Annotated in this window: 15 protein-coding genes; all 15 read right to left on the reverse strand. The window is 39.1% G+C overall.

Features of this window, described 5'->3' with window-relative positions:
- Positions 1–42: 42 nt before the first annotated feature.
- On the reverse strand, positions 43–600 hold the full coding sequence (frr, locus tag ACRX5O_RS07635) for a ribosome recycling factor (RefSeq protein ID WP_433905401.1): 558 nt from the start codon (positions 598–600) through the stop codon (positions 43–45).
- Complete coding sequence (pyrH, locus tag ACRX5O_RS07640; protein WP_251515674.1) at positions 600–1325, reverse strand: UMP kinase; 726 nt, start codon at positions 1323–1325, stop codon at positions 600–602. Before pyrH ends, frr begins: the two co-directional genes overlap by 1 nt.
- Before the next feature lie 213 nt (positions 1326–1538).
- The gene (tsf, locus tag ACRX5O_RS07645) at positions 1539–2423 is read right to left on the reverse strand and encodes a translation elongation factor Ts (protein ID WP_433905402.1); all 885 of its coding nucleotides are present in this window, start codon (positions 2421–2423) and stop codon (positions 1539–1541) included.
- Between the two features lie 150 nt (positions 2424–2573).
- Positions 2574–3272 (reverse strand): 30S ribosomal protein S2, encoded by a 699-nt coding sequence (gene rpsB / locus ACRX5O_RS07650; RefSeq protein ID WP_430773930.1) that lies wholly within the window; start codon positions 3270–3272, stop codon positions 2574–2576.
- A 146-nt stretch (positions 3273–3418) separates the two neighbouring features.
- Positions 3419–4036, reverse strand: a complete 618-nt coding sequence (locus ACRX5O_RS07655; protein ID WP_433905403.1) for a DUF6115 domain-containing protein — start codon at positions 4034–4036, stop codon at positions 3419–3421.
- A 9-nt stretch (positions 4037–4045) separates the two neighbouring features.
- Complete coding sequence (locus tag ACRX5O_RS07660) at positions 4046–4354, reverse strand: hypothetical protein (RefSeq protein WP_433905404.1); 309 nt, start codon at positions 4352–4354, stop codon at positions 4046–4048.
- A gap of 51 nt (positions 4355–4405) precedes the next feature.
- Positions 4406–5167, reverse strand: coding sequence for a FliA/WhiG family RNA polymerase sigma factor (locus tag ACRX5O_RS07665; protein WP_251515684.1), 762 nt, complete (start codon positions 5165–5167; stop codon positions 4406–4408).
- Positions 5168–5324: 157 nt separating this feature from the next.
- Complete coding sequence (locus tag ACRX5O_RS07670; protein ID WP_433905405.1) at positions 5325–5822, reverse strand: chemotaxis protein CheD; 498 nt, start codon at positions 5820–5822, stop codon at positions 5325–5327.
- Positions 5815–6456: a chemotaxis protein CheC gene (locus ACRX5O_RS07675; protein ID WP_433905406.1), complete on the reverse strand. Its 642-nt coding sequence runs from the start codon at positions 6454–6456 to the stop codon at positions 5815–5817. The genes ACRX5O_RS07670 and ACRX5O_RS07675 overlap by 8 nt, the downstream gene beginning before the upstream one ends.
- 4 nt (positions 6457–6460) lie before the next feature.
- A complete protein-coding gene (locus ACRX5O_RS07680) occupies positions 6461–6931 on the reverse strand; it encodes a chemotaxis protein CheW (protein WP_433905407.1) in 471 nt (156 codons plus the stop codon).
- Between the two features lie 45 nt (positions 6932–6976).
- A complete protein-coding gene (locus ACRX5O_RS07685) occupies positions 6977–9022 on the reverse strand; it encodes a chemotaxis protein CheW (protein ID WP_433905408.1) in 2046 nt (681 codons plus the stop codon).
- Positions 9023–9041: 19 nt separating this feature from the next.
- On the reverse strand, positions 9042–10121 hold the full coding sequence (locus tag ACRX5O_RS07690) for a protein-glutamate methylesterase/protein-glutamine glutaminase (protein WP_433905409.1): 1080 nt from the start codon (positions 10119–10121) through the stop codon (positions 9042–9044).
- A gap of 9 nt (positions 10122–10130) precedes the next feature.
- Positions 10131–10994, reverse strand: coding sequence for a MinD/ParA family protein (locus ACRX5O_RS07695; protein ID WP_433905410.1), 864 nt, complete (start codon positions 10992–10994; stop codon positions 10131–10133).
- A 3-nt stretch (positions 10995–10997) separates the two neighbouring features.
- A complete protein-coding gene (flhF, locus tag ACRX5O_RS07700) occupies positions 10998–12212 on the reverse strand; it encodes a flagellar biosynthesis GTPase FlhF (RefSeq protein ID WP_433905411.1) in 1215 nt (404 codons plus the stop codon).
- A complete protein-coding gene (gene flhA, locus ACRX5O_RS07705; RefSeq protein ID WP_251515698.1) occupies positions 12209–14245 on the reverse strand; it encodes a flagellar biosynthesis protein FlhA in 2037 nt (678 codons plus the stop codon). Before flhA ends, flhF begins: the two co-directional genes overlap by 4 nt.
- Position 14246: the final 1 nt, after the last annotated feature.

Raw genomic sequence — 14246 nt, forward strand, 5'->3', positions numbered from 1 at the left:
ACAGAAAAACCCCCTATAAATAGAGGGTATTCTCTCGGTTCATTAAACCTCTAAAATTTCCTTCTCTTTGTCTTTTGTTAGCTGGTCAACCTTTGTAATATACTCGTCCGTTAATTTTTGAATGTCATCAGAATAACCACGTTGGTCATCTTCAGTGATTTCACCATTCTTTTCAAGCTTTTTCAAGTCGTCATTCGCATCACGACGGATATTTCTGATGGCAACTTTTGCATCTTCAGATTCTTTCTTTACCACCTTCACCAATTCCTTACGGCGCTCTTCTGTTAACTGAGGAATCGCAAGACGAATGATGCTTCCATCATTTGAAGGAGTAATACCGATATCTGATTTTAAGATTGCTTTTTCAATATCGCTTAAAATAGATTTATCATACGGTTGAATCACAAGCATACGCGCTTCTGGTACAGAAACACCTGCAAGTTGGTTAATTGGAGTTGGTGCTCCGTAATAGTCGACCGTAATTCGATCGAGCATAGATGCATTCGCACGTCCTGCACGAATTCCAGCAAGTTCACGAGTGTAAGCACCGATTGCTTTATTCATACGTTCTTTCGCATTTGCAACGATTTGTTTCGGCATTATTTTTTCCCCCTCACAATAGTCCCAATGGATTCGCCCATTACGGCACGTTTGATATTTCCTTGCTCCATAATAGAAAAAACAAGAAGTGGTATATCATTATCCATACATAAAGAAGAAGCAGTTGAATCCATGACAGCTAATCCTTCCTTAAGTACATCTAAATAAGAAAGCTCATCATATTTCTTCGCTGTTTTATCAATACGTGGGTCAGCAGAATATACTCCATCGACATTATTCTTAGCCATTAAGATGACTTCTGCTTCGATTTCCGCAGCACGTAATGCAGCTGTTGTGTCGGTTGAGAAATAAGGATTTCCAGTACCTGCTGCAAAAATAACCACTCGCTTCTTCTCAAGATGACGAATTGCTCGTCTGCGAATATAAGGTTCCGCTACTTGTCGCATCTCAATAGAAGTTTGTACACGCGTTTCCACACCTGATTGTTCGAGACTATCTTGAAGGGCCAATGAGTTCATGACTGTTGCTAGCATCCCCATATAGTCTGCATTTGCACGGTCCATTCCCATCTCTTCACCAATTTTACCTCGCCAGATATTTCCGCCACCGACAACAACGGCTACCTCAACATCTAAATCCGCAATTTCCTTTACTTGATCGGCAACCGATTTAATCACTTTCGGATTAATTCCGAAGCCTTGCTCACCAGCAAGTGCTTCACCACTTAGTTTTAGTACGACGCGTTTATATTTCGGACTGGTCATAGAAACCTCCATATGTATATTGCTACTTTAAGCTTTCTTGAAAAATAGGGAACACAGGTGTGTTCCCTAGGAATAGAGTTGACGCTCTAGATATCCAGCTACGACAGCTTGACCCTCTGGGTCATTAGTCAAAGCCCTCCAGAGGTCAGGACCTCCTGCGGTCTTCGCCTTATGCCTGTCGGGTCAGATCAAGCTGTCTCCGCTTTTTAATTATTAATTCCCTTTTACTTGGTTCATTACTTCTTCAGCGAAGTTATCAGCACGCTTTTCGATTCCTTCTCCTACTTCGTAACGTACGAATTCGCGAATCTTTCCACCTTTTGATTCTACGAATGCTTTTACTTTTTGATCTGGGTCTTTAACAAATGCTTGGTCGTTCACACAAACGTCTTGGAAGTATTTGCTTAGGCGGCCTTCAACCATTTTCGCTACGATGTTTTCTGGCTTACCTTCGTTAAGTGCCTGTTGTGTAAGAACTTGACGCTCACGCTCAATTTCTTCAGCAGAAACTTCGTCACGAGATACATACTTAGGGTTTAATGCAGCGATGTGCATAGAAACATCCTTAGCAGCAGCGTCGTCAGCAGTTCCTTCTAAAACTGTTAACACACCAATGCGTCCACCCATGTGTAGGTAAGCACCGAATGCATCGTTGTCACCCTTAGACTTGATTTCAAAACGGCGAAGAGAGATTTTCTCACCAATTTTTGCGATAGCTGCGTTTACGTGAGACTCAACTGTTGCACCGTTAGCCATTGTTTGTGCATTTACTTCTTCAACTGAAGCTGGCTTGTTAGCAAGAACGTGTTCAGCAAGTTCCTTAACTAGTACTTGGAAACCTTCGTTCTTAGCAACGAAATCTGTTTCAGAGTTAACTTCTAGAATAACTGCTTCGTTTCCTTGAGTAAGGATATAAGTAGTTCCTTCAGCTGCTACACGGTCTGCCTTCTTCGCAGCGCTAGCCATACCTTTTTCACGTAAGAAGTCGATTGCTTTTTCCATATCACCTTCAGTTGCTTGAAGTGCTTTTTTGCAATCTAACATACCTGCGCCTGTTTTTTCACGTAATTCTTTTACCATTTGAGCCGTTACTGCCATGTGAGTTTCCTCCTTAAAAGCTATGTATTTTAGTGTTAACTAGCTTTGAAAAAGCTAATCAAAATTCGAGTTCATTCTTTAAAAAAAGGTGATAAAGGGGGTCCCTCTTATCACCTTTTAGTAACTAGTGTTTCCTCAGGCCAAAACGTATTACGCTGTAACTTCTTCGCCTTGCTTCGCTTCTAAAATAGCATCTGCCATTTTACCAGTTAAAAGCTTAACAGCACGGATAGCGTCGTCGTTTGCAGGGATAACAACATCGATTTCGTCTGGATCACAGTTTGTATCAACGATACCAACGATAGGGATGTTTAATTTATGTGCTTCAGCAACTGCAATACGCTCTTTACGAGGGTCGATAATGAATAAAGCATCAGGAAGTTGCTTCATATCTTTAATTCCGCCTAAGAACTTTTCTAAGCGCTCTTGCTCTTTCTTAAGTTGAACAACTTCTTTCTTAGGAAGTACATCAAATGTACCATCTTCAGCCATTCTTTCGATATCTTTAAGGCGTGCAATACGCTTTTGGATTGTTTCGAAGTTTGTTAAAGTACCACCTAACCAACGTTGGTTAACATAGTACTGACCTGAACGGATTGCTTCTTCTTTTACAGAGTCTTGAGCTTGCTTCTTTGTACCAACGAAAAGAACTGTTCCACCGTTACCAGCTAGTTCTTTTACCCAGTTATAAGCTTCTTCAACCTTCTTAACTGTTTTTTGAAGATCGATGATGTAGATGCCGTTACGCTCAGTGAAGATATATTTCTTCATCTTAGGGTTCCAGCGGCGAGTTTGGTGTCCGAAGTGTACACCAGCTTCAAGTAATTGCTTCATTGAAATTACTGACATGTTTGTTTCCTCCTAATGGTTTTTATTTTCCTCCGCCCATTTCAACTTTAGACAAAACTGTCGAAACAGCACCCTTTGTCCAAATCCATGAACGTGTGTATTAACACCAAAAGTTAATATAGCATAATCAAATCTTACAATCAAGTTTATTCTTGATTATTTTGACGAAATTTGAGTAAAAGTTCAATCTCTGTCTGACCTTTATGGAGCTTTTTAGCAATTTCTTCATATGTAAGGCCTTGCTCTTGTAAATGTACCACTTCCTCCAGCAGGCTATTTTCTTTTGGTTCAGTCACTTCTTGTACAGTTTCCTCTACTTCCTTTTCCACTTCGAGGTCCACAGTAGGGCCTTCTGCCTCATTAAAGTCTGGAAGAAGTACCTCAACATCTTCTTCTGTTAATGGCTGAATAGCACCTATCTTGTAAGCTTTAACAGCATGGCTCTTTGAACTTTTAATTGGAACCGAAACCTTCTCTACTTCTGCACTCGGAAGTATTGTTTCTATGCTAACTTCTTTCTTCTTTCTATTTTCCTTCTTGTTGGACTGATTGTTAGCTGCCTTTGTCAATCTCTCAATAAAGCTTTCGTTCTCTTCTTTCATTTCAGCCAAATAGGTTGAAATGACATCTTCCATTTCCTCAATCATTCGTTGTTGCTTCTTCTCCACTTCAAATAGCTTTGACTGGCGAAGGTATAAGATCACAATGGAAAACAACGCAATTATATTTAATACGATACTGATAAATAAAAATACACTCGTCATATCATCCCTCTATCCGGAAAAGTCAAAAAAGTTTCCTTTATATGGATGAACTTCTTTCACTGGCTGACTCTCTTTATTTTTTCTATTTTTCTTCCCCTGTTGGTTCCCATTCTTATCTCTTTGTTGATCCTTTAAGCGAACCTGTTCCTTCTGCTCATGCTTATTAACTGAATTTCTATTTATTTCTACTTCTTTTGCGATGCTGTTTGCAGCAACATCATTTTGCTGCTGTCCACGCTGCTGTATTTGCTCTTGAAGCTTGCTAGCATCTTGCATCCTAGGAAGAGCAATTTGCATTTCTATTGCTTTTAAACTCATACCCGGTTGCCATCTCCCTACCTAATTATGTACAGATAAAAAATCATTCTATTAAACGATTTTTTGTAATGTTTGTCTTAGTTTAAATATAGCTTTGGAATGTATTTGCGATATTCTTGACGTCGATAAATCCATCACTTGTCCAATTTCAGTTAATGTTAACTCTTCCTGATAAAACAAGCTTAATACGAGCTGTTCTTTATCATTTAAATGAGAAATCATAGATGATAGCTCAGAAATCAACTCATTTTTAATAATTGTTTCCTCTGGTATTTCTGCGCGCTCATCCTTTAACGAGAATCCAGCTCCGTCTTTTTCCTCACCATCCGGTTGCTCATCAATTGATAAAACATTAGCAAAAAAATGCTCGTTCATCGTATTGTGAACATCGTCTTCACTCATATTTAGCTCTTCTGCTATTTCTTTAGAAGTCACATTTCTCATTAGTTTTTGTTCTAACTTTTCAATGGTTTGCTCAATTCGTTTGGCTTTATCTCTTGTATTTCTAGAGAGCCAATCTTCCTTTCTTAATCCATCAATGATGGCTCCTCGAATACGAAAGGACGCATATGTATCAAATTTCAAATCCCTTGTTGGATCAAATTTTTCAAGCGCATCATATAAACCAATCATCCCTAAGCTCTTTAAATCATCTCGTGAAACATTCTTCGGTAAACCAACGGAAATCCTTTGGACATGATAGCTAACAAGCGGCATATATTTTCTTACTAAATAATCACCTGCATCACTGTCTCTTTTGGAAGTCCATTTTTCCCATATGTTTTGTTCCTCGATCGAAGGTGCCTGTCCCATGGTTTCCTCCTCCAAACGACATTGTTCAAATCAATCGTTAAATTAAATACTTTCTTAATATAAACAGTCCTTATTTCTTTCAAACAATAATCGATTTTTTAGTTGCAAAAAAAATCAGCCATTCCAATAAAAGGCTGATCGTTCATTGCTTTCCATTCTACCATTCCTGAGTGCCTTTGTTAACCGTTCGAATGTGTAAGATTTTTGACTTCGGACAAAACTCAATCGTTCGCCCACTATTTCCTCCAACATCCTCTGCCATGATAGCAATTTTTAACTCAGCCAACTCTCTTTTTACCGCTTCTACATTTCTTGGACCTATTCTCATCATGTCACTTGTATTGCTAAATTGAAACATTTGCGCTCCACCTGCAATTTTTGCTTTTAACAAAGAAGGTCTTGCGCCTATTTGAACGAGCTTTTTCACAAGCTCCTTCACCCCGGTATCAGCATACTTTGCAAGATTCATCGTACCGGCTTTAGAAAGGGATGAATCAGGGAGCATAATATGAACAAGGCCTGCAATCTCTTTTACTTGATCATATATGACGACTCCCACGCATGACCCAAGGCCAGATGTTCTAATTCGGTTAGGAGCAGTTACTACATTCATATCCGCTATGCCAACCTTAATAATCTCAACTTTTTCATCCATTATCCCTAACTCCTAAAGATTCAAAGATAATATGAAAGGAGTCCGGGTCAGGCAACAGGAAGAAGTGGCCTCGTACACTTTCACTTATTACAACATCATCTTCATTTAACGCTGTATCAATAACTATTGCATAATCACTTACCTGTGATAGTTCAATCAATCCAAAGCTTATGATAGCGCCAACCATATCAACGCTTAATGCAGGAACAGATGGATACAAAGCCAGGCCAGTAAAATCGGATAGTGAAGACAAATAGGAACCAGATAAGATATTTCCAAGCTCCTGCAAGGCAGAGGTAGCTATTTCATTCTCTGCTAATTGATCAAAGGTAAATTCTTCATCACCAATCATCTGCTTAATGAAGACAGTTGCCTGTTCAGGAGGTAGGACAAAAAACATACTGCCAGGTGCTTCCCCTTCAATACGGAGAAACACCGCAGCAACCACATGATCCGCTCCACCCGAGAGCTCCATCATTTCATCAAAAGTTACAATTTTAACATTGGGAACCTGCATATCTATCTTTTTATTTAAAAGTTTAGAAAGAGCAGTTGCTGCGTGGCCCGCACCAATATTGCCGATTTCTTTTAATATGTCCAAATGAATAGAAGAAAGATTACTAATAAATCCCATTTGGTTATCCTTCAATTCCTTGAGTTGCTTTAAGTTCTTCTGGATTTAAGACCATTTCAAGGTCAAGTAAGATCATTAAACGCTTGTCGACCTTTACCACTCCACTAATATAGTTCGTCTCTTCTGTTCCGACCACTTCTGGCTGAGGTTCAATGGCTTCTGTTTGGACATCTAGAACGTCGTTGGCGGCATCTACGATTAAGCCAACCTCCATATCTTCTAAAGTAACAATAATAACTCTCGTACTGTCAGAATAGGCTTCCTCTTCAATTCCAAAGCGACTTCTTAAATCTATAATAGGAGTAACAACTCCTCTTAAATTAATAACACCCTTTACAAAGTGCGAGCTACTAGGGACTCTAGTAATATGCTGTACCTTTTCAATGGAACGAACCTTGCTCACTGGAATCGCATATTCCTTTCCTTTTAACTGGAAGATAATAAGTTTTAAATCTGCTACTGATGTCTCACTCATGAGACTTCCCCCTCTTTCCTAACATGCTAGACACACTAGAAGTTGTTATTTAATTAGTGCATTGCAATCTACAATGAGTGCCACTTGACCGTCTCCAAGAATTGTTGCTCCTGAAATAGCAAATACATTTGTTAAATAGTTTCCTAGCGACTTTAACACTACTTCTTGCTGTCCAATAAAGGAATCAACCACAAGCCCTGCCATCTTGTCGCCTTTTCTTACAATAATCACGGAGAAAAACTCATCCTCTTCTTCAAAAACAGGAACTTCAAATATATCCTTTAAGAATAGGAGTGGGACTACTTTCCCTCTGAAATCAATTACCTTTTGATTGTGTGCGTTCAGAATATCTTCTTTTTTAACAATTGCTGTCTCTATAATTGAAGAAAGCGGGATTGCGTATTTTTCCTTCTGAATTTCTACTAACATAACAGAAATAATAGAAAGAGTAAGAGGAAGTTGAACGGAGAATACTGAGCCTTCTCCTTCTTTCGAATCAATTGACACGGTACCACCAAGTGATTCAATCGTGTTTTTCACAACATCAAGACCAACGCCTCGTCCAGATACATCGGAGATTTTTTCCGCTGTTGAGAAACCTGATGCAAAGATCAGTTCATATACTTGCTTGTCTGTTAACGTTGCAGCCGTTTGTTCGGTAATAATACCGTTCTTTAATGCTTTATTTAATACTCTTTCACGGTTAATTCCAGCACCATCATCAGATAATTCAATAAACACATGGTTTCCGCTGTGGAAAGCCTTTAAGATAACGGTTCCTTCTTCACTCTTGCCTTTCGCTCTTCTTACCTCAGGTGTTTCCACACCATGGTCTAACGCGTTCCGAATTAGGTGAACAAGCGGGTCACCTATTTCATCAATTACGGTACGATCTAGTTCCGTTTCTGCACCAACAATCTCTAAATTAATCTTTTTCCCTAGATCCCGCGCTAATTGTCGCACCATTCTTGGGAAACGGTTAAATACTGTCTCAACTGGTACCATTCGCATATTTAAGATAATATTTTGAAGATCTCCAGAAATTCGGCTCATTCGCTCAACAGTTTCATGAAGCTCTGAATTATTTAGATCCCTTGAGATTTGCTCTAATCTACCTCTGTCAATGACAAGCTCTTCAAACAAATTCATTAAAATATCTAGTCTCTCAATATTTACACGAATTGTTTTATTACTAGCCTGTTTCACCGATGTTTGCTTTTTCTGTTCCTCTTGTTGAGTAGGTTCTGCTATTTTTACTTCTTCAGTAATAATTACTTCCTGTTTGATTGGTTCAGAAATTGTTTCCGCGGTCGGACGGAGTTGTTCCATGGAAAGAGGGTGAATGTCTACTCTATCAACCTCGGATACTTTCATCACCTTGCTTTGAATATCAGACATTGGTTCTTTTGATACAATCGTTACCGTGAACTCTTGATCAAATTGTTCCTCTTCTAGCTGGTCAACCGAAGGAGTCGATTTAATTACTTCTCCTAGTTTCTCAATCACTTCAAATACCATGAAAACTCTTGCAGCTTTCAACAAGCAATCTTCTCTCAGTGCAATCGTAATTTCATACGTTTGAAACCCTTGTTCGATTGATTGTTGTAGTACCGTATACTCAAACTCATCGTATTCACCTTTTAGTGCACGAGGAGCATCTGGAGCTAATGTTGCAGCTACCTCCTTTGCCCCTTGAGATATAGCTAGCCTTTCTCCCTTTTCAATCAACTTAAGCTTTTCCACTACGGTAGCAACATCACGTTTTCCGTCGCCTCCATCAGCAATCGAAAACACCATTGCCTCTAAATCATCAGTAGCTTCAAACACAACATCAAGAGTCTCAGGTGTAACTGATATTTTTTGGTTTCGAATGGCGTCCAAAACATTTTCCATTTGATGAGTTAGACTAGCTAAGTCTTCGTAACCCATCGTTGCCGACATTCCTTTTAACGTGTGTGCTGAGCGAAAAATATCATTAACAATGCTAAGATCACTTGGATTTTTCTCAAGATCAAGTAATCGTTCATTACAGTTCTGAAGATGCTCTTTACTTTCCTCGATAAAAACCTCTAAATATTGGCTCATTTCCATGCCCAACAGCTCCTTGGAGTTATACGTATTTCATTATTGTTTCTGCAATATTATCAACGTTTTTTACTTCATCTACTAGCTTTGTTGCAATAGCTGCTTTCGGCATTCCAAAAACGATGGATGTTTCCTCTGATTCCGCGATAGCAACTACATTCCCCGACTCTTTCAGCTTGATTAGTCCTTTTGTACCATCTGATCCCATCCCAGTCATGATAACGGAAATCTTTGCATAAGTAGATAGCTCACTACAGGACTCAAACATCACATCCACAGCAGGACGATGGCCATTTCTTGGTGGGGACTGATCTAATTGGATTGCTAAGTTTGCTCCTACCGATTTGAGTTTCAGGTGAAATCCACCTGGTGCAATATAAACAGTTCCTTTTTGGATAATGTCCCCTTCTTCAGCTTCTTTGACATGAACCTCTGAGAGTGAGTCTAATCTTACAGCCAGACTTTTCGTAAATCCTGCCGGCATATGCTGCACTACTAAAACAGGGGCATCAATCGTCTTCGGTAGCTTAGTTATCACTTGTTGAAGCGCACGTGGTCCACCCGTAGATGTACCTATACACACTAGTTTTTTTCCTAATAAAGCATTGAATTGATTCTTTTTACTTGGTTCTATTTTACTATAATCGATATGCTTATTTACAGTGTTTTTTTCCTGACTATCCCGCTTCACAAGCTGCTTTATATTGGCTTTACTTGCAGAAACTACCTTTTCTACCAACTCTTCCTTCACTTTATGCAAGTCTAGAGAAATCGCACCTGATGGCTTTGTAATAAAATCAGTTGCTCCATATTGAATCGCTAGTATCGTGTTTTCAGCTCCCTGTTTTGTTGTACTCGAGAGCATGACGACTGGAGTTGGTTTCTCAGTCATGATTCGTTTTAATGCCTCAATCCCATTTAATATCGGCATTTCAACATCCAATGTTACTACATCTGGCTCAAGTTCTATTACTTTTTTTATTGCATCTTCACCATTTCTTGCTGAGCCAACAACAGTCATTCTTGGATCCTCGGTTAAAAAGTCTTGAATGAGCTTTCTCATAAATGCCGAATCATCCACAATAAGCACTTTAATTTTGCTCATAAACAAGCACTACCTTTCAAACAAAAATCGCTTTAATTTTGAAACAAAATGCGTTTTGGGCTTATCAGAAATTGTTTCAAATTGTCTTGCCTCAAAACGACTTGTCATTTGTTGTAACGCTTTAGCAGCTGGTGCTTTCTCGTTAAAAATAAATGGCGTTTGTTTCTTTACCGCTTGATGGACCTGCCGATCATCCGGTATCATACCGAACTCGATGATTTCACGGTTTAAAAATCGATTGACTACGGTTCGTAATCGTTGAAATGTTTCCATTCCTTCATTTTCAGAATGGACTCTATTGACGATAAGCAAAAATGGCAGACTCGAATCATGTAAATGAATATGCTTCATCATCGCATATGCATCTGTAATTGACGTTGGTTCTGGTGTTGTAACCACTAGAACTTCATCAACTGCGAGGATAAAAGGAACCGTTTCTTTTGTGGCACCTGCCCCCATATCAAAAAGGATGTATTCATAATCTGAAAGAAGATTCGACAAATCCTCTGTAAACTTCATGTGAACCGACTTGTCCATATTAACAAAATGAGTTAAACCTGTTCCACCCGCAACATAATGTAATCCATGAGGACCAGTAGAAACAATTTCGGACAGTGTATTTCGTCCTTCAAAATAGTCCACGATCGAGTAAGATGCAGACTGGCCAATCAAAATATCTATATTCCCCATACCAACATCCATATCAAATAGGAGGACCTTGTATCCTCGACTCGCTAAAGAAATGGAAAAGTTTAATGAGAAATTTGATTTCCCAACTCCACCCTTTCCACTCACGACTGCCAGGGTTTTTGGAGATGGCTTTCCACTCATTTGTTGAATTCTTTGTCTTAACATTTCTGCTTGATCTTTCATGGCTTATTCGACCCCAAGTATCAAATTCGTTACTTGCTCACGATTAGCTGAAATCATATCGTCTGGTACATTTTGTCCGTTTGTAATGTAGGCCACACCGATATGACTAGATTTCATCATATGGAGCATGGCACCATATGTAGATGTTTCATCAGCTTTTGTAAAAATAAATTTATTAATTTTTATTAACGAAAATTGTTCGTAAATATCAATCATGTCTTTTTGTTTGGCTGTTAAAGCTAACACAAGAAATGTTTCCATGTCATGTTCAAAATCAACAACCTTTTTTAAGTCCTCAACATATTGTTGATTCCGAAAGTTTCTGCCTGCGGTATCAATCAATACAATATCGTAATCCTTAAATGCTTCACACGCTTGCTTGTAATCTTCCAGACTGTAGCAAACCTCTAATGGGACATTTAAAATTTTCGCATACGTTTTTAACTGGTCAATGGCTGCAATTCGATACGTATCGGTAGTGATTAACGCTACCCTTTTTTTATACTTCAGAGCACACTCAGCAGCAATTTTGGCTAACGTTGTCGTCTTTCCAACACCCGTTGGTCCGACAAGGTTTATATATTTTTTCGTAAAGGAAATCCCACCAAATGTGAGAGTACTTAAACGATCATATAATTCTTGGCGCAACCACTTATTTACTTCTCTTTCGTTTGCCCCCGAACCATTTGAATACCATTTTTGTAAAAGGGAAGAAATAAGTTCATCTCTTATGTCTTTTGGAACTTCCTGATCAAGCAACCGCTGCCCACACTTCTGTATAGGTTCTGGAAGAGGGAGATCTGGTTGCTGCTCTGTGATTGTTTGTAGCATTTTTTTTAAACCTGCAATTTCTGCAAGCATGTCTTCGTCAACCTTTATATCCCCTCCGCTTGTCGGTTGCTTAGGTAAGGGCTTAGTGATAGAGGGTTCTGCACTCCTGATCGGTAATGGAACCACTTCTCTATCTACTATTGTAGGCAATGGCTTTACAAGAGGCTTTACCTTTACCTTTGGCTGTTCAAATTGCATTTTTCTTTCGGCTTGAATCACTTCATCAATGGCCGCGATGACTTCAATATTTTCCTTTTTAAAAAAACCTAAGAATCCCCCGGTTGTGACAATCTTAGAATTTAAAATAACTGCATCGTTTCCAAGTTCCGCTCGAATTTGCTTCATAGCTTCAGGCATATTCGGAGCTGTATATTTTTTTACCTTCAATCTATATTCACCACCCCAACGCTTTGTACTTCTACATTCGCTTCAAGCTCATTGTATGAGAGAATCGGTATCTGTGGAAAATATCGCTCTGTTAACTGTCTAACGTACATTCTTACAGCTGGTGAACATAGCACAATTGGCGATTGTTCCATAATAGATAACTGTTCTACCTGAGTAGCCAGTGATTCTAATATAGATTGTGATACAGATGGATCAAGTGCTAAGTAGTTCCCATGCTCTGTTTGTTGAATGTTATCGACAATTAGCTTTTCAATTTTCCCCGAAACAGTCACCACTCGAATCGTTTGACCACCGGCACGGTATTGATTGGTAATTTGTCGCGCTAGTGCTTGTCGAACGTATTCAGTTAGCAAATCGGTATCGGTAGTTACCTTTCCAAAGTCGGCAAGTGTTTCAAATATAATTGGTAAGTTTCTGACAGATACATTTTCACGAAGAAGCTTTCCAAGTACTTTTTGGATTTCACCTACTGTTAAAGGATTAGGTGTAACCTCTTCTACCAAAATCGGATAGCTTTCTTTTAAATGATCGATTAACTGCTTCGTTTCCTGGCGACCCAGTAACTCATGTGCGTTGTTTTTTATTACTTCAGTAATATGAGTCGATACAACAGAAGGGGGATCGACGACTGTATACCCGAAAATTTCCGCTTGCTCTTTTACTTCCTCAGTAATCCATTTAGCTGGTAAGCCAAACGAAGGCTCTACCGTATCAATTCCCTCGATACTATCATCGTCAATGCCAGGGCTCATCGCTAAGTAATGATCCAATAACAGCTCACCTCTAGCCATTTCGCTCCCCTTAATCTTTAAACGATACTCATTTGGTTGAAGCTGAATATTGTCCCGGATTCGCACAACAGGTATCACAAGACCAAGTTCGATAGCAAGCTGTCTGCGGATCATGACAATCCGATCGAGTAAATCTCCGCCCTGATTCGAATCAGCTAAAGGGATTAACCCATAACCAAATTCAAATTCAATTGGATCTACATTAAGTAGACTTACCACACTTTCTGGCTTCTTCATTTCATCTGTCTGAATTTCTTCTTCCATTTCTTGAATCTCTGTGATGTCCTGCTTAGGAACTCTAGAGAACATATACCCACCAAATACTAAAAGTCCTGCGATTGGAATGGTTAATATATCTTCTATCGGCGTAAATAGACCAAGTATAAAGATTGTTCCACCGGTAATATATAGCATTTTTGGATACGCCATTAACTGACCCGTAATATCTGTTCCTAAATTCCCATCTGAAGCAGCTCTTGTCACAACAATACCTGTCGCAGTTGATATTAATAACGCAGGCAGCTGACTAACAATTCCATCTCCTACCGTTAGTAAAGAGAATTGTTTTGCTGCATCAGCTATTGGTAAACCAAGTTGGGTCACACCAACAACAATTCCGAAAATCAAGTTGATCATTACGATAATGATCCCGGCAATGGCATCTCCCTTAACAAACTTACTTGCTCCGTCCATCGCTCCATAAAAATCTGCTTCCCTACTAACTTTTTCACGACGATCTTTTGCCTCATGTTCAGATATCATTCCTGCATTTAAGTCTGCATCTATACTCATTTGCTTACCAGGCATAGCATCAAGTGTGAATCTCGCCGCTACCTCAGATACACGCTCTGACCCTTTTGTAATAACAATGAATTGAATAATAACAAGAATAATAAACACAACAATCCCAACAATTACATTTCCACCAACTACGAAAGATCCAAAGGTTTCAACCACTCCACCTGCTTCCCCATGTGTAAGGATTGCCCTTGTTGTTGATACATTAAGCCCCAATCTATAAAGAGTTAACAGTAATAACAAGGATGGGAAAACAGAAAATTGTAGAGGTTCCTTCATATTCATACTATTTAACAGCACAAGAAGAGCCAATGAAATATTCAGCATAATTAGTATGCTTAATAGCCATGTTGGGAAAGGGATAATGAGCATCGCGACAATTAATATTACGCCTACTACTACCGATAAATCTCGTCCTGACATC

Origin of the sequence: Robertmurraya mesotrionivorans (assembly GCF_050971805.1) — a bacterium.
In the GTDB taxonomy this organism is placed as follows: Bacteria; Bacillota; Bacilli; order Bacillales; family Cytobacillaceae; genus Robertmurraya_A.